The organism is Sulfitobacter aquimarinus (assembly GCF_040149565.1).
GTDB lineage: Bacteria > Pseudomonadota > Alphaproteobacteria > Rhodobacterales > Rhodobacteraceae > Sulfitobacter > Sulfitobacter aquimarinus.
In genome coordinates, this window is the sequence record NZ_JBEFLO010000003.1 from 82018 (window position 1) to 102231 (window position 20214).

The 20214-nt window shown below is 58.6% G+C and carries 17 protein-coding genes; 5 read left to right on the forward strand and 12 right to left on the reverse strand.

What is annotated here, in order from left to right:
• Positions 1 to 4: 4 nt before the first annotated feature.
• From ABMC88_RS07430 to cysQ, 8 genes are all read right to left on the reverse strand, one after another.
• A complete protein-coding gene (locus ABMC88_RS07430; RefSeq protein ID WP_349576225.1) occupies positions 5 to 1432 on the reverse strand; it encodes a sulfotransferase family 2 domain-containing protein in 1428 nt (475 codons plus the stop codon).
• Positions 1433 to 3136, reverse strand: a complete 1704-nt coding sequence (locus ABMC88_RS07435; protein WP_349576227.1) for a DUF5927 domain-containing protein — start codon at positions 3134 to 3136, stop codon at positions 1433 to 1435.
• The gene (locus ABMC88_RS07440) at positions 3133 to 4143 is read right to left on the reverse strand and encodes a glycosyltransferase family 2 protein (RefSeq protein ID WP_349576228.1); all 1011 of its coding nucleotides are present in this window, start codon (positions 4141 to 4143) and stop codon (positions 3133 to 3135) included. Before ABMC88_RS07440 ends, ABMC88_RS07435 begins: the two co-directional genes overlap by 4 nt.
• 46 nt (positions 4144 to 4189) lie before the next feature.
• Positions 4190 to 5374: a glycosyltransferase family 4 protein gene (locus ABMC88_RS07445; RefSeq protein WP_349576229.1), complete on the reverse strand. Its 1185-nt coding sequence runs from the start codon at positions 5372 to 5374 to the stop codon at positions 4190 to 4192.
• A gap of 19 nt (positions 5375 to 5393) precedes the next feature.
• The gene (galE, locus tag ABMC88_RS07450) at positions 5394 to 6377 is read right to left on the reverse strand and encodes a UDP-glucose 4-epimerase GalE (RefSeq protein ID WP_349576230.1); all 984 of its coding nucleotides are present in this window, start codon (positions 6375 to 6377) and stop codon (positions 5394 to 5396) included.
• Positions 6378 to 6401: 24 nt separating this feature from the next.
• Positions 6402 to 7283 carry a UTP--glucose-1-phosphate uridylyltransferase GalU gene (galU, locus tag ABMC88_RS07455; protein WP_349576231.1) on the reverse strand — a complete coding sequence of 294 codons (882 nt, stop codon included), beginning with the start codon at positions 7281 to 7283 and terminating at the stop codon, positions 6402 to 6404.
• A gap of 173 nt (positions 7284 to 7456) precedes the next feature.
• Positions 7457 to 8692, reverse strand: a complete 1236-nt coding sequence (locus ABMC88_RS07460) for a glycosyltransferase family 2 protein (protein WP_349576233.1) — start codon at positions 8690 to 8692, stop codon at positions 7457 to 7459.
• Positions 8693 to 8711: 19 nt separating this feature from the next.
• The gene (gene cysQ / locus ABMC88_RS07465) at positions 8712 to 9509 is read right to left on the reverse strand and encodes a 3'(2'),5'-bisphosphate nucleotidase CysQ (protein WP_349576234.1); all 798 of its coding nucleotides are present in this window, start codon (positions 9507 to 9509) and stop codon (positions 8712 to 8714) included.
• Between the two features lie 115 nt (positions 9510 to 9624).
• Between cysQ and ABMC88_RS07470 the strand changes: the two genes are divergently transcribed.
• Positions 9625 to 10449 (forward strand): ABC transporter permease, encoded by an 825-nt coding sequence (locus ABMC88_RS07470; RefSeq protein WP_349576235.1) that lies wholly within the window; start codon positions 9625 to 9627, stop codon positions 10447 to 10449.
• An 18-nt stretch (positions 10450 to 10467) separates the two neighbouring features.
• On the opposite strand, the gene ABMC88_RS07475 is transcribed toward ABMC88_RS07470, so the two are convergent.
• The gene (locus ABMC88_RS07475; RefSeq protein ID WP_349576236.1) at positions 10468 to 11952 is read right to left on the reverse strand and encodes an inorganic phosphate transporter; all 1485 of its coding nucleotides are present in this window, start codon (positions 11950 to 11952) and stop codon (positions 10468 to 10470) included.
• A gap of 211 nt (positions 11953 to 12163) precedes the next feature.
• On the opposite strand from ABMC88_RS07475, the gene ABMC88_RS07480 reads away from it, so the two are divergent.
• Positions 12164 to 12604, forward strand: coding sequence for a hypothetical protein (locus ABMC88_RS07480; protein ID WP_349576237.1), 441 nt, complete (start codon positions 12164 to 12166; stop codon positions 12602 to 12604).
• Here ABMC88_RS07480 and ABMC88_RS07485 read toward each other — a convergent pair.
• Complete coding sequence (locus ABMC88_RS07485; RefSeq protein WP_349576238.1) at positions 12601 to 13203, reverse strand: alpha-ketoglutarate-dependent dioxygenase AlkB family protein; 603 nt, start codon at positions 13201 to 13203, stop codon at positions 12601 to 12603. The two genes, ABMC88_RS07480 and ABMC88_RS07485, sit on opposite strands and share 4 nt — an antisense overlap.
• Positions 13204 to 13419: 216 nt before the next feature.
• On the opposite strand from ABMC88_RS07485, the gene dnaK reads away from it, so the two are divergent.
• The 3 genes from dnaK to radC all read left to right on the forward strand — a co-directional run bounded on the left by dnaK (position 13420) and on the right by radC (position 17496).
• Positions 13420 to 15339 (forward strand): molecular chaperone DnaK, encoded by a 1920-nt coding sequence (dnaK, locus tag ABMC88_RS07490; protein WP_349576239.1) that lies wholly within the window; start codon positions 13420 to 13422, stop codon positions 15337 to 15339.
• A 79-nt stretch (positions 15340 to 15418) separates the two neighbouring features.
• On the forward strand, positions 15419 to 16579 hold the full coding sequence (gene dnaJ / locus ABMC88_RS07495; RefSeq protein ID WP_349576240.1) for a molecular chaperone DnaJ: 1161 nt from the start codon (positions 15419 to 15421) through the stop codon (positions 16577 to 16579).
• Positions 16580 to 16746: 167 nt separating this feature from the next.
• Positions 16747 to 17496: a RadC family protein gene (gene radC / locus ABMC88_RS07500; protein WP_439655586.1), complete on the forward strand. Its 750-nt coding sequence runs from the start codon at positions 16747 to 16749 to the stop codon at positions 17494 to 17496.
• Here radC and ABMC88_RS07505 read toward each other — a convergent pair.
• Positions 17493 to 19061 (reverse strand): substrate-binding domain-containing protein, encoded by a 1569-nt coding sequence (locus tag ABMC88_RS07505; protein ID WP_349576241.1) that lies wholly within the window; start codon positions 19059 to 19061, stop codon positions 17493 to 17495. The genes radC and ABMC88_RS07505 overlap by 4 nt on opposite strands.
• Positions 19062 to 19079: 18 nt before the next feature.
• The gene (locus tag ABMC88_RS07510; RefSeq protein ID WP_349576242.1) at positions 19080 to 20132 is read right to left on the reverse strand and encodes a hypothetical protein; all 1053 of its coding nucleotides are present in this window, start codon (positions 20130 to 20132) and stop codon (positions 19080 to 19082) included.
• Positions 20133 to 20214: the final 82 nt, after the last annotated feature.

The window sequence follows — 20214 nt, forward strand, 5'->3', positions numbered from 1 at the left end:
GCGGTTAACGCCACCTACCGAAACCGAACATCATATAATCGCGCTGGTATACATCGGCGGCCAGTGCCTCGATCTCGTCATCATAGACGTCTTCGAGCATATGCGCCCCGTGGAACGAGACGGGGCCAATACGCGGCGCATCCGCGTAGCCCACGCTGGCCGCAAGATCGGCCAGTGTCGCCACCATTGTATCTTCGCGCAGCACCAGATCAGGCAAGGTGAATTCGCCAAACCCTTGCAAAATCTGCGTTTGGGTCGCCCACGCAGGGTCCACCCGAACGGCGGTCTGCCCTGCAAGGTTCCCTTTTAGGAATTCGAGGAAGGCAATAAAGGCCGTGCGGTGCGTGGCCAGATCAATTTGCGTTTCCTGCCCTTCGTCTGGCAACGGCATCTTGTAGCGGCGCACGAGGGTGCGGCGCAGTTGCAGATAGCTGCCCTGCCCCGCGTTCAGAATACGGTGACAGAACACGTCATGCGCCCGCAACAACGGATGGCGCAGCACGGTAAAGCTGCGGTGGCCGGTGTTTTTACGCTTCCACTGGCGCAGTTCTTTCTGGGTCATTTTCTGGCCCAACTGGTTCTGCTTTTCATTGTCCAGGGCAGACAGCCAGCGCCGCACTTCCTGCTGTGGCCCGCCCGCGATCGGCATAAACAACAACGGCGCTTTGACGCCTGTGACATAGCCCGGGACATTTGGCCCGCGGCGCGGTTCAAAATTCGGCGTGCGGGTCAGGTCGAAACGATCAAGCTTGCCCAACGCCTGCTCCATCTGGGCAAAGTTACTGACCTTGTCAGACAGCGGGCTGGGGTTTTGTTTCTTCAGGTTCTTGTCGAGCTCTTCCAACATCTCGGGCACGCCCAAATATGCCGCAAGACCGTTCATCACCTCAACGCTTTGCAGGTCTTCATAGGCCACGTAGAACGCTGTTTGCCCGCTGGTTTGCAGGCGGTTCATCAGCGTCAGTTGGAAGGCTTGGAGCGCCTCCAGATGGGCCTCGAACTCCGCAGGCACAAACTCGGCCTGCGCGGCCTTGCGTGCTTTGACATCGGTCAGTTTCCACTGACCTGTTTCTTGCGCGATCTTCCAGCTGACATAGCTTTCAACGGGATTGCGGGTCAGGATAATCTTGGCGCATTTCGGGTCGTCCAGCACCAGATCCAGCACCCGCGGGTCGTGATCGTGGAAATAGCGAAAGCCGCCCATCGCGGACGGATCGTGTTTGATCGCCCGCAACAGCGCGCCCGGCTCTGCATCACGGGTCGCCTGATCAATGCCAAGGATCTGATGGCTGTTTGGGTAGCCGATAAAATGCGGGTTGAACGCTTCACCGTGGCAAGTAATGCCGGGGAAAGCGTTCAGGTTCGCCTCGAGGAAATTCGAACCTGTGCGCATTTCTGCAAACACGACAAAGCTGCTGAATCGGTCTGTCATTTACTTCACCAGATAGGGTTTGCGCGGCACATCGGGGCTGGCGTTGGGGCCGCGTTCTACAGGGAAATCACCCATCAGATAGGGGTGCATCCCTTGGTTCTTTAGGTTCTGCAAAAATTGGCCAAAGCCGTGCAGATCGACCATCTTGGGTGCCTCGGACAGGCGGCGGATACGGGCTTGCCCGATCTCGTCCAGAATCCCTTGCAGCGGCTCCATCGGCGCTTCGATAAATTCGGCCATGGTCCAGATGCGGACCCGCGCTTTTGCATAGGGCGAGCGCAAGACATCCATGTGCTCGCTCTCGATCTTTTGCAGGGTCGCGGCGATGCGGCGGATGTCGGCGAAATCCATGTTCGATCGGAACAGCGGCACCGCCCACGCGCCCGTGATAACCGAGATTTGCGCATTCGGGTCCTTGGCAATCCGCCAGATAACATCCTGATTGTCATGCGGGCCGAATTGGAAACACTGCCGCTCACCGCGGGTGTTCCAGATCAGATTTGTCAGGAACGCCTTGGCGTTGTAATCACGCTGCAAGGCATTGTCGCTTAGCGCACCGTTGAGCGTGCCCTGCCCTTCGGCAAAATGCACCCGGTCGGGCGCGAAGATATAGCCATGCACCCGCGCGCCTGTGGCATTATGCAGCCACGGCTCGAAATTCTCGAAAAGCTCGGTGAACCCTTGGAACATCGAATATTCTGCCGCGGTCACGCCGTTCTCCCAATCTTCATTGGGGAACCGGCTTTGCATATACAGACCCGAACGGCCTCTGGTCCGACGCTCAACCGCTTTGGCAAAAATGCGATCGATCTTGCCCGGGTTCGGTTCTGTCCTTTTCATGGCACCTGCGGCATCCGTCAGGAACGCCTCGTACAAGCGGTCGGCATAGGGCCAGATTTTGCGTGCGACAAAGCAGTCCGAGCGGCGCAACAGCTGCAAGTGATCATCGTAGAAAATATGCGGTTTGCCCTGAAAGTCGAACTTGGACAGGGTCAGCGAGCGGCTTTCGATATTGGTAGAATAAAGCCGCGAGAGGGTTTGAAAGTAACTCTCATCGGGGATCCAGACGTTTTTGAAATACTTGTCGTATTTCGGACGCTCGGGGTCTTGCAGGATCGCGGAGAGTGTTTGCCGCGTCAGGCACCACCACTGCGACCCCATGTGCGGCACAAGCCCCTTGGGCATCCGCCGCTTGAGGCCGATTGAACGCTGGATCGCAACAGCCTTATCAAAGAAATAGCGGTGGCGTTTCCACGAGAACGGAAACCGCATGGTAAAGCGTTCTTCGTCCAAGCCACCAACCGTCCACGGAACATCAGCGGTTGTCGCGCTTTCGATAAAATCGGTGCGCGGGCGGTCGGCCAGATACTCCAGCAACTCGTGCACGGGGCGCAGGGGCAGGCACGACCCTGACGCCAGATAGACGTGGCGCACGTCGGCAAAGCTGGCCAGCATCAATTCGGACGTGGCTTGGGACGCGGCAACAATGCCCCATGTCCCCCATTCACAGCGATAGCGTTTGCTGAACAGCACGTTCGGCACATCCGCCAACGAGGTCACAAATGCGTCATAGGTTTTGGCGGGAACTTTGCGATCCACGTGGATCACAACCGGCACGTCGGCCGCAGCCCAGTGGCGGGCAACCTGTTCGGCCCGCCCCAGCGCTGTGTGAACCAGCATGGCCACGCCCACCTGCGCGGTCATGCCCAGTTCCCTTTTGACATCAGGCCCAGAATTTCCAACTGCCGCCAGTTGATGTATTTCTCGCTCCACTTACACCACAGCTGCGGATTTTCCTGCACCCGCTCGGCGTAGGCTTTGTATTCAACAGATCCGGCGTAATGTTCGCCGCGCTGCAATTCTTCGGCTGCCTTTGCGCCAAAGGTATCGATGAATTTGGCATGCAAAAGCACACCGCTGGCTTTTTCGCCGCCCCATTCGTCGTAAACCTGATTCAGACCCCGCGGCAGCAGCATATGGGTCGAGCTGACGTAGACGTATTTGCGGTCCCATTTCACCAAGGGCACTTTGTTCAACGCAGGCGCCTTGGCCGGCTGGTCCGCAAAGAACACGCGGGCACGCGGCCCGCCCTGTATCCACAGATTCGTGAACGCATGGTTGCGCGCCATCGTATAGTTACCGCTGTCGAACCATGATGCGATCGCGATCGGGTCTTCGCCTTCGCGGTAGGGCCGCTCGTCCAGCCGTCCCTTGGGGTACATATCCAAGAGCATCGCCGAGAATGATTTGATTGACGACGCATCCAGCCAATCGGTGAGCGCACGCAAGGGCCGCGTGTCGCAGAACGGATAGACCAGAAATTCATCCGGATCGACGGTCAACACCCAATGACCATGGGCATATTTGCGCTGCAGCCAGTTCAACCAGTCAACGCCAAACCGCGACCGGCGATAGCTGGCCCGCGTGTGCCAGACCGAGACATCAGGCTGGCTGCGCAGATAATCCAGCGCACCATCGTCGCTGTCATTGTCCACGAAGAAGAAATGATTCACGCCTTGCTTGCGGTAGTAATCAAGGAAATAGGGCAGGCGAATTTTCTCGTTCCGCTGGGTGCAGAACAAAAGAATATCGTCGGGCCGAATATCTCCGGTCCGGTCCACAACGCATTTTAACTCACGCCGCTTACGAAATGCCCTTATGCGCCAACGCTTCCGTTGGAGCCTTAGGCCGTATGATCGTAACGCACCCAAACACTGCCCTTTTTAATCTAAATCCGTCAGCCTTCCCGCACGCCTATCAGGTATACCCTAACACGATCTTGAAATGATCCGCCCAGCTTGGCGCAACAAAATCACGAACCCTCAGCGTGTCCCGAGGCCGTTTGGACCAGTCCACGATCATTGTTTCCCACAATTTATCATTTGTTTCATCAATGTATACGGCATTTTTTGCAAGGATTTCACGGAATGTCGCCATATTGCTGCACATCACCGGCGTGCCCAACTGCAATGCCTCGATTGCGGGTAGGCCGAAACCTTCGGCGTGACTGGGAAACAGCAACCCCTGCGCCCCCTCAACAAGCGCCGCAAGCGCGCCATCGCTCAGGTTTGAGATTTCGCGCACAGGGCCATCTGGGGGCAGCGCATCAAGGCGGGCGAAGACGGCTTCGTTGTTCCAGCCACGGCCGCCACAGATCAGCAAAGGCGGCGCATCGGCGCCCATCCGCTCCCAGATATCCAACAGCAAAGCGTGATTTTTGCGCGGCTCGATTGTCCCGACGGTAATGAAATAGGGGGGCTGCGGAGCGATACCCGCGGGCACTTCATCGGGCTTGGGGGTATCAACTATTGTCCCTAGATGCGCAACAATACCACAAGGCACCGGTCCCCACGGTGCCATCGCCCGCTCGGATCGCGCTTGCGTATCGGCCGAGTTATAAATGATCAGATCGGCATACCTCCGCACGCGCCGCAATTTTTGTTCGAACACGGCTACTGTACCTGTGCGCTGAAAGTGCGGGTATTCCAAGGGGATCACATCATGGACCAACACGGCAATGCGGGCCTGCGGCACCGACTGCACTGCCTCCAGCACCCGTTGCGACAAATTGCTGTGACCAGTGTTAAGATAGGCAACCCCCGCAGGCAGGTGACGCCGCAACATTGCTGCCAACCCCCGCGGTATACACCGCGCCACAGCAAGCTTGCGCACATCCGTCAGCATCCGCCGTGCGGTATCATCCATGCCCCGCTGCAAGCGCGACAGAATATCCGGCGAAGAGGGTTGATCCGCGCCGATCAGGCGTCGGTGAAATCCGATGAGCCCTGCACGGTCCAGCAAAACATACCCCAAGGGGGTCCGCACTAGCCCCCACACCGGCTCTGGTTCCGCAACCAGCGCCTCCAGATAGGCCAGCTCAACCCGATCCACACCCGTCCAGACACGCCCCGCCCGCCGCAGCAAGCGCGTTACATCCAGCAACCGCGCCGGCGGAGTCCTCTTATGCGGTGTAGTGTCCAGTTTGGTGCCATCTCCATGCGTCGCTGATCATCTGCGACAAGGTAGAGCGGGCAGGCGTCCAACCCAGTTCCTGCTCGGCCTTGGTCGAGCCTGAAACAAGCTTGGTGCAATCGCCCGCACGGCGCGGCCCGTCGTTTACAGGAACAGCGCGGTTGGTCACTTCGGCGCTATGGTCGATCACCTCGCGCACGGAAAACCCTGTGCCTGTCCCCAGATTGAACACGGCACTGTCCTTGCCGTCCGACAACCACTTTAACCCCAGCACATGCGCATCTACCAGATCGCAAACATGCACATAGTCGCGAATGCAGGTCCCGTCAGGTGTGTCATAGTCTGTACCATGCACGGTCAGGGCAGCCCGCTTGCCGGCAATCGCGTCCAGCATCAGCGGGATCAGATGCGTCTCGGGCTGGTGGAATTCGCCAACTTCGCCATCAGGGTCCGCCCCTGCCACGTTGAAGTAGCGAAAGATCACGTGCCGCAGGCCATGCGCGGCCTCGAAGTCACGCAAGATATCCTCGATCGCGCGTTTAGAGGCCCCATAGGCATTGATCGGCATTTGCGCGCTGCCTTCGTCCAGCACCACGTTGTCCTGATCGCCATAGGTCGCGCAGGTAGAGGAGAACACGAAATCCAGACACCCCGCCGCCGTCGCCGCCTCGATCAGATTGAGCGATCCCATGACGTTGTTGCGCCAGTATTTTCCTGGTTCCGCCATGCTCTCGCCGACTTGGCTGAGGGCGGCAAAATGCATGACGGCCACGGGGGAGTATTGCGCGAACGCCGCGTCCAGCGCGTCACGGTCCATTAGATCGCCTTTGACAAAAGGGCCGAACTTTACCGCATCCTGCCACCCGGTGACCAGATTATCGAAAGTGACGGGCACAAACCCTGCATCACGCAACGCCTTGCACGCATGACTGCCGATATACCCTGCACCGCCAGTGACAAGTACGTGTTTCATGCGTGCCCCTTTATCCGCGTGCAACTACAGCCCGGGGGCGATGCTTTTGATATATCCCGCCAGATCTTCACGCAGCTCTGGCCGCGCCAGACCATATGCCACAGTCGCCTGCAAAAACCCTGATTTAGAGCCGCAATCAAACCGCTGACCCGCAAAGCGGTAGCCGTGAACCTTGCGCCCTTGGTGAAGGTCCGCCGCAATCGCGTCGGTCAACTGGATCTCTCCGCCTGCGCCCTTTTCGAGCTTCTCAAGATTGTGCAGTACGCTTGGCGCCAGAATATAACGCCCGATCACAGCAAGGTTCGATGGCGCCTCAGACGCCTTCGGCTTTTCAACCATGCTTTTCACATCCAGCAGATTGCCGTTCTCGCTGGCCACGTCCAGAATACCGTAGGACGATGTCTTGTCCTGCGCGACTTCCATCGCCGCTACCATATTGCCGCCCGTTTCGGCGTAGGCTTCTACCATCTGCTGCAAGCAGGGCTTCTCGGCCGAGATAACGTCATCGGGCAGAATTACCGCAAACGGCTTGTCACCGATCAGACGGCGTGCGCACCAAACGGCATGGCCCAGACCCAGCGCCTTGTGCTGGCGCACATAGGCGATGGCACCACTGTCCATATTGGTTTGCTGCAATGCTTCCAGCAGGTCGTCCTTGCCCTTGCGGCGCAGCTCTTCTTCAAGGTTCGGCGCGAGATCAAAGTAATCTTCCAGCGCCCCCTTGCCCCGCGAGGTCACAAAGATGAACTCGGTGATGCCAGCCGCACGGGCCTCATCAATCGCGTATTGGATGAGCGGCCGATCGACCAATGTCATGATTTCTTTGGGGACCGATTTGGTCGCCGGCAAAAAACGAGTTCCCATTCCCGCGACGGGAAAGATGGCTGTCGTGACTTTGTTACGCATGATTGTTCGAAAACCTCGTATTTGCTCTTTGGAGCCTATTATATGAATTCCCCTACCCAGATGCAGCAAGACAGCCGCTATTTGGAGGGGGAATTTTTAAACTCTGTTGCTATTTGGTGCACAATAATGGCGGCACTATGACGATTGATGAAAATTCTAAAGGGAATTCATGGCTATTCTTCGGCTAAACCACGCGCCAAGGCAACCCTGCGCCGTTCACGCGCCGCCCGCCGCCCCAGTGTCGTAAGCCTGAACAACCTGCCTGACCGTTCGGACCGCCCAAACATACCACCGCGTTGCAGCCATATCCCTTGGGCCGTAAACTCTACCCGATGAAACAGGGCGGTGGGCGATAGGACCAACAGCGACGCCAGCTCGCCTTTCTTAACGCGGGCGGCGGCCTCTTCGATGGCCTTGGTCCCGCGCAGTCCGCGCACTGCATGAAACGACGATTTGCGCGGAGGCGAAGCAACAGGGCGGAATGGCAGCAACGCGTGACGCGGTAAACGCGCCCCGCCAAAGCTGCGCGTCTCGCCCTCGGCAAACCCTGCGGTCAGCCGTTTCATCAAACGGCGCACGTCGCGGGGTTCAAGCCTGCCTGCCACCATATGCTCCAGCAGTCTTTTGCGTTCTATCGTGCGTTGATCGCGCCAATGCTCGGCGCGGTCCTCTTTCGGGATATGTTTGCGCTGGAAGACGGCCCAGCTGGCCCCGATTTCAAACAGATCGCTGGGGACACGGTCCGCACGGCGCGTCGCGCTGGCGGCAAATCCGTGGTGGACCTGCGCCAAGGGCACAAGTGCGGTGGCATGTCCCGCACGGGCCAGCCGCATGTTCACATCCGTTTCATCCAGATAAAAGCGGAAGGCAGGATCAAATCCACCAATCTCGATCAGCACATCGCGGCGAAACGCCATATTCGTGCCTTCGGTTTTGATGGCACGCCCTCTTGGCGGAACCAGCACAGTCGCCTGAAGCGGATCAATCTCGACCTCCTGAGGCGCGCCGTAGCTGTCCAGCGTGCGCGCCTTGTATTGAAAACTGATGCCGTTGCGCCCGCGCACGTACCCGCCCATTGCGGCCACGTCGGCACGGGCAGCGGGGGCTGTCAGATGGCGCAGCCACTGCGGCTCCGGCACGGCGTCATCATCGATAAAGGCGACGATATCACCTGCTGCATTGGCCAGCCCCAGATTGCGGGCCGCGGATATATTCGCCTCATCGAAGGCGATGCATTTAATGCCCGCCAACACGCCTTTTTCTTCGGTCACGGCGATGCCTGCGGGGCAGGCCACCACGACCACTTCGAAAGACCGGTATTGGATCTGCCCCACCCCAAGCAGACAGCGCCGCAACGCATCGGGGCGTCCACGGCTGACAATGATAACACTGACCGTTTGATCACTCATGGGGTGGGGCGTTTTCTTTTCAGGCGTCTTTCAGATCAACACCGGGCGCATAGGCGATAAAGAACGGGTTGGCGTAATCCGCCTTGCCGTAGGTCAGCACGCTATGGTCGTCAAAGCGCACAACCTCGCCGCCTGCACCTTTCAGCACGGCATGGCCTGCGGCTGTGTCCCACTCCATCGTGCGGCCTACGCGGGGATAGATATCCGCCTCGCCCGTGGCGACCAGACAGAACTTGAGCGAGCTGCCCGCGCTTTTCATGTCCTTGACGCCGTATTTGCCGATGTAGTCATCCGTCGCCTGATCGCGGTGCGATTTACTGGCCACAACCATCAGCGCCGCGTTGTCGGGTTTAGAGACTGAAATGGGGGTCAACTGGCCCACACGCTCTTTGTCGAAATCGCCTGTTTCCTCAACCGACTGGCCCGCCGCACCGGTAAAGAACATGCGGTTCTTGGCTGGCGCGTAAACCACACCGCGAGTCGGGTGGCCGCCTTCGACCAATGCGATGTTGACGGTGAAATCTCCACGGCGGTGAATGAACTCTTTGGTGCCATCCAGCGGATCTACGATCAGGAATGTATCACCCGTGGAGGAGTGCGTGTCCGCCTGCTCTTCCGTGACAAGCAACACGTCGGGGAAAGCGGCGCGAAGCCCGTCCGAGATGATCTTGTCCGCTGCTTCATCCGCTGCGGTCACGGGGCTGTCATCGGATTTTGATTTGACGTCAAAGTCGTCCTGACCGTAAATTTCCATGATTTTGTCGCCCGCTTCGAGTGCGAGAGTGCGCATCACGCGCGTCAATTTTTCGTAGTCCATGCCCAACTGTTGCCATCCTTCATTGATATAGGTTTTGGATACCTTATGATGGGCTTGTAACGGATCGGCAAGAATTCCGTGCAATTCTGGTTATATTCGGCAAGGCAGTAAACAAATGTTCCAACCCGTACGCACCCGCCGCTCTACGCTGCATGTCGTTTTGACGATGTTTGAACTGATCTATCATTCGATCGTTCGGTCGGTGCGCAAATCGCATAACAACGCGTTTCTGGCGATTGCGACGAATATTTTGCAGGCGGTGATCTTTGTTGCCGCCTTCTATGTGATGTTCTCGATCCTCGGGTTGCGGGGCGCTGCCCTGCGCGGGGATTTCCTGATCTACATCATGTCGGGCATTTTCCTGTATATGACCCACTCCAAGGCGCTGGGCGCTGTTGTAGGCTCTGAAGGGCCGGCAAGCCCGATGATGCAACACGCACCCATGAACACGATCATCTCGATCTGCTCAGCCGCCCTTGGGGCGCTTTATATTCAGGTGCTGTCGCTGGGCGCGATCCTGTTTGTCTATCACGTCGCCTTCACCCCGTTGGAGATTGAACAACCGATGGCTGCCTTCGGGATGCTGGTGCTGGCGTGGTTCACGGGTGCGGCGCTGGGGCTGGTCCTGCTGGCGATCAAGCCTTGGTTCCCGACGGCCGTTGGCATCTTTTCCACCATTTATCAGCGGGCGAATATGATTGCTTCTGGCAAGATGTTCGTGGCCAACACCCTGCCCGGTTTCATGCTGGCGATGTTCGACTGGAACCCGCTGTTTCACACAATTGATCAGGCCCGCGGTTTTGCGTTCCTGAACTATAACCCGCGCTACAGCGATCCGATGTATGCGTTCTGGGTCGGGCTGGTGTTGCTGATGGTCGGCCTGATGGGTGAATTCTACACCCGCAAACACGCCTCAATCTCGTGGAGCGCGCGGCGCTAACCGCACGCTCGCCAAAGCTTAGCCCATGGTTGAGCTGATCACGAAGAAGATCACAGCCGACAATAGGGCCGCCGCCGGAACGGTAATGACCCACGCCGCGATGATCGTCATAAAGTGTGAGCGGCGCACCAGCTTGCGGCGACGACGCTCTTCTGGGGCGAACACAGGCTTGTCCGGCATCGCCAGACGCGCCTTGCGGATGCGGCGCTCTGCGTCCCACTCGCGGAAGAAACCCACGCCGAAAACAGCACCCACAGCGATATGGGTCGAGCTGACAGGCAGGCCCAGCCAGCTGGCCACAATCACCGTGATCGCCGCCGACAGCGCCACGCAATAGGCGCGCATCGGGTTCAACTTGGTGATCTGGCCACCAACCATGCGGATCAGCTTGGGGCCGAACAGGAACAGGCCAAAGGAAATACCAAAGGCCCCGATCACCATGACCCACGCAGGGATCGAAACCGACGCGGTAAAGTCACCCGACTGCGACGCCTGCACAATCGCGGCCAGTGGCCCCACTGCGTTGGCGACATCATTCGCGCCATGTGCAAAGCTCAGCAGCGCGGCAGAGACTACCAGCGGGATGCCGAACAACACCTTGAGCGACTTGTTGCGATTCTCCAGCCCTTCGGACTGTTTGCGAATGAGTGGGATCATCACCAGCCAGACCACCACACCAATCGCCGCACCAATCAGCAGCGACAGCGGCAAATCAATCTTGATGATCTTCTTGAGACCCTTCAGCGCGAGGTATGAGGCAAAGGTCCCCGCCATAATGCCCACCAGAATAGGAACCCACGTGCGGGCGGCTGCAATCTTGTCCTCGCGGTAGATGATGCGCGATTTGATCAGCCACAAGAACATCGCCGCAACCACGCCACCCAGCACGGGCGAGATGACCCAGCTAGCCGCAATCGCCGACATGGTGGGCCAGTTCACCGCCGTAAAGCCCGCCGCAGCAATGCCCGCACCCATCACACCGCCAACAACCGAATGTGTCGTGGAAACAGGCGCGCCAACCCATGTGGCAAGGTTAACCCAGAGGGCCGCAGACAAAAGCGCCGACATCATCGCCCAGATAAAGACCGAAGCCGTGCCCATGCTTTCAGGAGCAATAATCCCCTTTGCGATGGTCGAGACAACATCGCCCCCCGCAATCAGCGCGCCTGCACTCTCGAATATTACTGCGATGGCGATGGCCCCACCCATCGACAGCGCATTCGCACCAACGGCGGGCCCCATGTTGTTGGCCACATCATTGGCGCCAATGTTCAGCGCCATATAGGCACCAAGACAGGCGGCAACGACAACGATCACCGTGTTGCTTTCCTGACCAAAGAACAGCATCGCAGCAATCCCTGCGATCAACACAAAGACCAGCGATATACCTATGCCAACCATCGGGCGGGCAACCACGGCGCCCATGTCCTCAAGCCTCGAGAAGCGCGCCAGATCGCGATCAAGCGTTTCAAGATGGCGCGCGTCGCCCTGTTTTTCAGTCATAGAATGTTCTCCCATATTGAAGAAGCGTTTGCGTCCTATTTTACACAAAATCAACTGTTCTTCTCTGCGGGTCCGATATTTGAGCCTTAGCGTAGGCCGAATTTCAAAAAGAACTGCGCCTTCTTTCTGCGCTGGCGTCTTTATAACCCGCTGGCAATGAGGCAATTTCATTCCTATAGTTGCGCAGCGCACACCAAAGGACACGTGAACCATGACTGCCCGTAATTTTTTCGCTGCTTCGGCGGCCATGATCACGACAACGGTTTTGACGGCCTGCGGCGGCACCCCCGGGGCACATCAAATCCTCGCCGTGCCCGAAAGCGTACAGCGTCAGGCGATCATGGCGTGTCAGGCGGAACAAGGGATCAACCTGCCCCAAGCCGTTCAGGCCCTGCGGCTTGATAACGGTCAAGTCAGCGTGTTTGCCGCGAACGGGCCTGGCCTGTCGCTGGGCCAGGCGCGGGCAATCAACCAATGCGCCCAAGCCAAGCTGCTGAGCCGTCAAAGCACCACACCAGAGCCGATTTACGAAGACCAGACCTATACCAAATACGGAACAGCAACAAAGGAAGCGGCTTCAGGCGTTTCCGCAGGCTGTGTACGCGGCCAAGGCCCCATGCAGGCCGGCTCGCTTATTTGTCCGGGCTACTAGGGTTCCACCACCCGCAGCGTTAGGTTCAGCCGCCCGCCCTTGGGCAGCAATGTGGAGGAGCCTGCCCTGATCCTGTCCACCCCGTGATAGGCCAGCCGCGCATCCCCGCCCATCACGACCACATCCCCCGAGCGGAGCCAGTGACTCTCGGTCTTGCCGCCGCGGGTGAGATTGCCCATACGAAACAACCCCTCATCCCCAAGCGAGATTGAGACGACAGGCCAGTCCATATTCGCTTCGCTGCGGTCTTGGTGCAGGCCCATCTTTGCATCCGCGCTGTAGAAATTGATCAGACAACATTCGGGCGAACGCTCCAACCCCGTCACACGGTGCCAGATATCCAACACCTGCGCGGGAATCGCGGGCCATGGCCGCCCCGACGGGTGCGCGCGTAAATAGCGGTAGCCCGACCTGTCCGAATGCCAGCCATACTGCCCCGCCGCCGTCATCCGCACCGACATCGGCTTGCCATAAGGTGTATCGGGCTGAACCAGCGGCGCCTGCATCACGACATCGCGCACCGCCTCTACCAAGGCGTTTTGGGCCGCAACATCCAGAAACCCCACGTAAACATCAAAGCCCTTTACCGACAGTTTCACGCAAATCCCCCCTCAATCCTTACATTTTTCAGGATTTATCCACGATAAATCACATCTTGGTGTTCGGTATCCTTGCAGCACCCCCACCCCCTCACTATATACCCTCCGAACCGCTGGAAACGACCTGTTTCCCAGCTTCATCAGATCGGAGCAACGGCGCCGCAATGGGCCTACGCTTCGTGTCATCGCCTTGAGCTTAAATAAGGGATCGAAAATATGGCCAAAGTAATTGGTATTGACCTCGGAACGACAAACTCCTGTATCGCCATCATGGACGGCAGCCAGCCCCGCGTGATCGAAAACGCCGAAGGCGCGCGCACCACGCCTTCCATCGTGGCCTTTACAGACGACGAGCGCCTTGTAGGCCAGCCTGCCAAACGTCAGGCCGTCACAAACCCTGAAAACACAGTATTCGGCGTCAAGCGTCTGATTGGCCGTCGCAACGACGACGCGGATCTGGCCAAAGACCGCAAAAACATGCCCTTCAACGTGGTTGATGGCGGCAATGGCGACGCATGGGTCGAAGCCAAGGGCGAGAAATATTCGCCTTCACAAATCTCTGCCTTCATTCTGGGCAAGATGAAAGAAACAGCTGAATCGTACCTTGGCGAAGACGTGACCCAAGCGGTTATCACAGTCCCTGCGTACTTCAACGACGCCCAGCGTCAGGCCACCAAAGACGCAGGCAAAATCGCCGGCCTCGAAGTGCTGCGCATCATCAACGAACCAACCGCTGCCGCGCTGGCCTACGGTCTGGACAAAGAGAACACGCAAACCATCGCGGTCTATGACCTTGGCGGCGGTACATTCGACGTGACCATTCTGGAAATCGACGACGGCCTGTTCGAAGTGAAATCCACGAACGGCGACACCTTCCTTGGCGGTGAAGACTTTGACATGCGCATCGTCAACTACCTCGCGGATGAGTTCAAGAAAGAGCACTCTGTTGACCTGACACAGGACAAAATGGCCCTTCAGCGTCTGAAAGAAGCCGCCGAAAAAGCCAAGATCGAGCTGTCCTCGTCTTCCCAGACCGAGATCAACCAACCGTTTATCTCCATGGGCTCCAACGGTCAGCCTCTGCACATGGTGATGAAGCTGACCCGCGCCAAGCTGGAAAGCCTTGTCAACGACCTGATCAAAGCCTCGATGAAGCCCTGCGCCGCTGCGTTGAAAGACGCGGGCCTGTCGGCCTCTGACATCGACGAAGTCGTGCTGGTTGGCGGTATGACCCGCATGCCAAAGGTCATCGAAGAAGTAACCAAATTCTTCGGTAAAGAGCCGCACAAAGGTGTGAACCCCGACGAAGTTGTGGCCCTTGGTGCCGCGATCCAGGCCGGTGTTCTGCAAGGCGATGTAAAAGACGTGGTTCTGCTGGACGTGACGCCGCTGTCGCTGGGTATTGAAACCCTTGGCGGTGTGTTCACCCGCCTGATCGACCGTAACACGACGATCCCGACGAAGAAATCGCAGATCTTCTCGACTGCCGAAGACAACCAGAACGCCGTGACCATCCGCTGTTTCCAAGGTGAGCGTGAGATGGCCGCAGACAACAAAATTCTGGGCGCCTTCAACCTCGAATCCATCCCGCCTGCCCCACGTGGCATGCCGCAGATCGAAGTCACCTTTGACATCGACGCCAACGGCATCGTTTCGGTTGGCGCGATGGACAAAGGCACAGGCAAAGAGCAGAAGATCACGATCCAAGCCTCGGGCGGTCTGTCCGATGCCGACATCGAAAAGATGGTTCAGGACGCGGCCGACAATGCAGATGCGGATAAAGAACGCCGTGAGCTGATCGAAGCCAAAAACCAGGCCGAGAGCCTCATCCACTCGACCGAGAAGTCGATGGAAGAGCATTCTGACAAGGTCGACCCGACCACCATCGAAGCGATCGAACTGGCCATCGCCGCGCTGAAGGACGAACTGGAAACAGAAGACTCCGGCAAGATCAAAGCAGGCATCCAGAACGTGACCGAAGCGGCAATGAAACTGGGTGAAGCGATCTATAAGAACGCGCAGGAAGCGGGCGAAGACGACATGGCCGCCGCCGCAGACGAGGCCCCCGAAGGAGGTGCAGACGATGATATCGTCGATGCCGAATTCGAAGACCTCGATAACGACAAGCGCGGGTAACCTCACGCAACGGAACCAATGCATGGGCCGGTCCGATCAGACGGGCCGGCCCTTCGCGTTCCTGTAAAGGACTGTACTGATGTCAAAACGTGACTATTACGAGACTCTCGGTGTCGCCAAAGGCGCCTCCGCCGATGAGATCAAAAAGGGTTACCGAAAAAAAGCAAAAGAACTGCACCCCGACCGCAATTCGGACAACCCCAACGCAGAGGCCCAGTTCAAAGAGGCCAATGAGGCCTATGAGGTCCTCAAAAACGCCGAGAAAAAGGCCGCCTATGACAGGTATGGCCACGCGGCGTTCGAGGGCGGCATGGGCGGCGGTGGACGTCCCGGTGGCGGCATGGGCGGCGGCGGACAGGGTGATTTCTCCTCTGCCTTCTCCGACGTGTTCGACGACCTGTTCGGCGACTTCATGGGCGGTCGTGGCCAACAAGGGGGCGGCGGGCGCCGTGCGGCACGCGGCTCGGATCTGCGCTACAACCTGCGCGTCTCGCTCGAAGACGCTTTCGCAGGCCTGCAAAAATCCATCAACGTACCAACCTCGGTCGGCTGTGGATCGTGCAACGGATCTGGCGCTGAAGGCGGTGCAGAACCCACCACCTGCCCCACATGCTCGGGCATGGGCAAGGTCCGCGCGCAACAGGGCTTTTTCACGGTTGAGCGCACCTGCCCAACATGCTCGGGCCTTGGCCAGATCATTAAAAACCCGTGCAATACCTGCCGCGGCGCAGGCCGTGTTGAAAAAGACCGCGCCCTCAGCGTCAACATCCCCGCTGGCGTTGAAACCGGCACCCGCATTCGCCTCGCTGGCGAAGGCGAAGCAGGCATGCGCGGCGGCCCCTCTGGTGATCTCTACATCTTCATCGAGGTTGAAGAGCACGAGTTGTTCGAACGCGACGGCCCCAACCTCTTCTGCCGTGTCCCCGTCACAATGGGCAGCGCCGCATTGGGGGGCAGCATCGAGGTCCCAACCATCGATGGCGGCCGCGGTCGCGTACAGGTGCCTTCAGGCAGCCAGTCAGGCCGCCAGATGCGCCTACGCGGCAAAGGTATGCCACATCTACGCGGCGGTGCCACGGGCGATATGATCATCGAACTGGCGGTAGAGACACCCGTGAATCTAACCTCACGCCAGAAAGAGCTATTGCGCGAATTCGAGGAACTCTCGGAAGAGAACAATCCAGAAAGCAGCAGCTTTTTCTCCTCTGTCAAATCCTTCTGGGATTCGATGAAAGGCTGAAAATCAGGCGCGCCCGTCCCACACTGGCGCGCCCCTTTTCTTTATTTTGCCCTTAAACTCAATCCCGCACTCTCCCCACGGACCGAGGGTACAGGAAAGAGCGCACTTCTTTAGAGGTCATGCCGAATATTAACGATTGAGTAACCATCACTCAGCCAAAATATAGCATGTCTAATTTTAGCGAAAAATCTTTCCCGTTCATGATGGACGAAGCCCCCGAAACGAAACCCGTTGGTGGCAAACAACCCTCCTATATCGTGGATCACCGCCAACGCCTGCGGGCGCGGTTTATGGCGGGCGGTGCCGACGCCATGCCAGAGTACGAGCTTTTGGAACTCGTTCTATTCCGTGCGATTCCGCGCCGTGACGTCAAGCCACTGGCCCGCGCCTTGATGGACCGCTTTGGCGATTTCAACCGTGTCATCACCGCTTCCGAAGCCCGCTTGCGCGATATTTCCGGCGTCGGCGATGCCGTCGTGACCGAGCTTAAAATCGTCGAGGCCGCCGCCCACCGGATGGCGCGTTCAAAGATCATGCAAACCCAAATCCTCTCCAGCTGGGACGCGCTGCTGGACTATTGCCACACCACAATGGCGCACCGCGAGACCGAGCAGTTTCGCGTCCTCTACCTTGATCGGAAAAACACTCTGATCGGGGATGAGGAACAGGCCAAAGGCACGGTCGACCACGTGCCTGTCTATCCACGTGAGGTCGCAAAGCGGGCGTTGGAATTTAACGCCTCCGCCGTGATTCTGGTCCACAATCACCCTTCGGGAGATCCGTCTCCGTCACAGTCCGACATCGACATGACCCAGAAAGTAAACGCCGCCTGTGACGCCCTTGGCCTCACCTTGCACGACCATCTTATTATCGGGAAATCGACCGAACTCAGCTTTCGCGCCGAAGGATACCTTTAACGCACCCACACCTCGACGCGGCGGTTTGCCCGCCGCCCCCACGAGCTTTCATCGCAGGCCATTGGCATCGCCTCACCAAAGGCGTCCACCCCCAGTTCGACCCGCGCAAGGTTCGCGGCCACGGCGGCGTCACTCACGGCGCGGCGCACGGCATCTGCACGGCGCAGGGCAATGTTGCGGTTACCTTCGGCTGGTCCATCACCATCGCTGAACCCCACAAACAACAAACGCCGCGCATCATAGCGCCCCACCTCTAACGCACGTGCCAATTGCTGCACGTTGGACCGCGATTGCGCATCAAGGCGGATCGACCCCGCTTCAAACCGGAACGAGGTGGTCAGCCGCGCCATCGGCGTCAAGGTTGCCGTCATACGCTGCAACTCACCCAGCGTGATTTCAGTGCCCGCATTGGCGATGGCGTTGGCGAAACGGTTGCCCTGCTCCTCCACGGCGATCTCTTCGGGCGTCTGATCAACAAACCCCGAGCGGCGGATCACAATTTGCGCGGCAGGTCCGCGGGTAAAGGCCAGAAACTCCCGCGCGAGGCGGGGCAAACGGCGGGCCGGGAAATACAAAAACATCGGCGCGGTCAGCGGGTAGTCTTCGGTTTTGATGGTGCGGCGCGAGGCCTGCATCGCAAAACCGCAACTGCCTGTCAGCAACAGCGCCTGCGTGCCCCGCCGTTCCGCATAGCTGGTCACGCCCAACGCAAATGTGTCGTCGGCCACCGCCTGCGCCAAGGCTTGTGGTGTCGGGTGCCGAGTCGCCTGAGGTGAAAGGTCGCCCAATTCCTCAACCCGCAGCAGTTGATCCACAATCGCCTGCGACAAGCCAGAGCGGTCGTCAGGCAGGTGCAAATCAATCGGCACGTCAGGACCGCCAAGGGTCTGCCAATTTGTGATATCCCCCGCCAGAACCCGCGCCAGATCAGCAGGCGATATGCCCTGCACAGGGTTGCTGGCCGACACGACAGGCACAATCGCATCCAGCCCCAGAACGCGGCTGCGGTTCACCCCCGTCATATCGCCCATCCCCGCATCGCGGGCGCGGGTGCGTTCATCTGGTCTGATCTCGCGCAGGGACATCACGATGTCTGCCTCATCCGCCAGCAAATCGGCAAAGCCTTCGTCCGTGTTTGTCACCCTGAAAAAGAACCGCGCCGCCAGTTTCTGATCGGCGCTGCGGCGGATAAGATAGGTGAAATGCGTGTCGTCTTCGCCCGCTTCCCGCTCGGTGGTATAGCCGTTCTTTTGGGCGAAAGCCTCGATCAGCGCGGGCAGCACCACGGCACCCAGCGTTGGCGCGCCCGAAATCTGAAGCTCGGCCACAAAGTCCTGAAGGTTGGGACAGGCAGGGCCGCTGCACAAGACGCCAGAGCCATCCAGCGTCAGCTCGCCGTACTCGGTCTCAATGCGGTAGAATTCACCGTCAAAACCCAAGAGCGTGCCGCTCAATTCGACTTTGCTATCGCGCGAGGTGAGCGTGATATCCTGCGCCATCAGCGACAGGGGCGTGCCAAAAAGGAAAAGTGCGGCGCATAACGCCGCACATATCGCCTTGATCATGTGACCTCGGGGTTTGCGTTATCGTGACGCAACCTTCAGGTCTTCGAACAGATTTTTCAACACCAGAAAGTTCCCAGCGGCGTCACAGTCGGGTACAGACAGCGTCAAATCCTTGGTTGTGATATCAAAGCCACTGCTGGTTTGCAGGGTTTGCGCCTCGATCTCCAAACCGCAGTTATTATCCGCGACCTCCGTTTCGACGCTCAGGTCGATGGCGCCTGCGTTTGAGGTAACGCCGGTGGGGAAGGTATAGACCTCGGCCAGCAGTCCGTCGGGCACGTTTTCATCACCAAGACGTGACATGAATCCACCTTCGCCAGTGACGGCGACAGCCATGCTGCGCATCGCACCAGCGAACACATGGCCTTCGCCGCCATAATCGGCGCCGAATTCCAGCGCATGTAGGCCGAAACCGGTGTCGCCTTTCCATTGCAACGCAACGCGGTCAAAGTCGGCCAATTCCTCCACGGCAGTTTGTGCGACAGCACCTTCGCCGTTGCTGAAGGCCACGATAAACACGGCCTCTTGGGCCATCGCGGGTACAGAGATGTCAAACGCGCCTTGCGCATCGGTGCTTTGATGGAACAACAGGCCACTGTGGTGCACGGTCACCCGCTCCCCTGGCAGGCACGGCGCGCTCAGCGTCAGGTTGACCATCGCAGCGGCTACGGGGCGGGCGCTTGCCGTAATCGCACAGGCCAGTTCAGGCTGCATCGGCTCCGCTTCTGTCGCATCGCTACGCCCAAGCGCGGCTGTCCGGGGCATATCCGCAACCTGAGCGGGGGCAGCGTCCTGATCCGGCGCTGCGGCCAAAGGCTGCGGCGCGACGATCGCTTGCGCTTGGGGGTTCGGGACTGCTTGCTCGGGTGTTGCGGTCGCCTGTTTGTCATCAAAGGTTGCAGCGGTCAGAACGATGTCTTCGACATTTAGAACAGAGGCTTCGGCATTGGCCAGAGGCGCGCCTTTATAGGCTGCATCAGGCCCATGCTGCGGTTGCTGCATGAAAAATCCGATCCCGACAGCACAAGCCAATGTGCCAGCAGTTGTAACGATTTCCTTGCGATGCCGCATGACGGTCTTCCCCTACTAGGACTGGTTCAGGGTTAACCATCGTTTACAAAAGGGGCCGCAGTTGGGCGGCCCCATGCCTTAA

Excerpts from the sequence above, each read along its gene's own strand:
- ABMC88_RS07505 (WP_349576241.1), bottom strand. The coding sequence starts at position 19,061 with ATGATCAAGGCGATATGTGCGGCGTTATGCGCCGCACTTTTCCTTTTT.
- ABMC88_RS07460 (WP_349576233.1), bottom strand. The coding sequence starts at position 8,692 with ATGAGTGATCAAACGGTCAGTGTTATCATTGTCAGCCGTGGACGCCCC.
- radC (WP_439655586.1), top strand. The coding sequence starts at position 16,747 with ATGTCTAATTTTAGCGAAAAATCTTTCCCGTTCATGATGGACGAAGCC.
- ABMC88_RS07435 (WP_349576227.1), bottom strand. The coding sequence starts at position 3,136 with ATGACCGCGCAGGTGGGCGTGGCCATGCTGGTTCACACAGCGCTGGGG.
- ABMC88_RS07510 (WP_349576242.1), bottom strand. The coding sequence starts at position 20,132 with ATGCGGCATCGCAAGGAAATCGTTACAACTGCTGGCACATTGGCTTGT.
- ABMC88_RS07430 (WP_349576225.1), bottom strand. The coding sequence starts at position 1,432 with ATGACAGACCGATTCAGCAGCTTTGTCGTGTTTGCAGAAATGCGCACA.
- galU (WP_349576231.1), bottom strand. The coding sequence starts at position 7,283 with ATGCGTAACAAAGTCACGACAGCCATCTTTCCCGTCGCGGGAATGGGA.
- ABMC88_RS07475 (WP_349576236.1), bottom strand. The coding sequence starts at position 11,952 with ATGACTGAAAAACAGGGCGACGCGCGCCATCTTGAAACGCTTGATCGC.
- dnaJ (WP_349576240.1), top strand. The coding sequence starts at position 15,419 with ATGTCAAAACGTGACTATTACGAGACTCTCGGTGTCGCCAAAGGCGCC.
- cysQ (WP_349576234.1), bottom strand. The coding sequence starts at position 9,509 with ATGGACTACGAAAAATTGACGCGCGTGATGCGCACTCTCGCACTCGAA.
- ABMC88_RS07480 (WP_349576237.1), top strand. The coding sequence starts at position 12,164 with ATGACTGCCCGTAATTTTTTCGCTGCTTCGGCGGCCATGATCACGACA.
- dnaK (WP_349576239.1), top strand. The coding sequence starts at position 13,420 with ATGGCCAAAGTAATTGGTATTGACCTCGGAACGACAAACTCCTGTATC.
- ABMC88_RS07470 (WP_349576235.1), top strand. The coding sequence starts at position 9,625 with ATGTTCCAACCCGTACGCACCCGCCGCTCTACGCTGCATGTCGTTTTG.
- galE (WP_349576230.1), bottom strand. The coding sequence starts at position 6,377 with ATGAAACACGTACTTGTCACTGGCGGTGCAGGGTATATCGGCAGTCAT.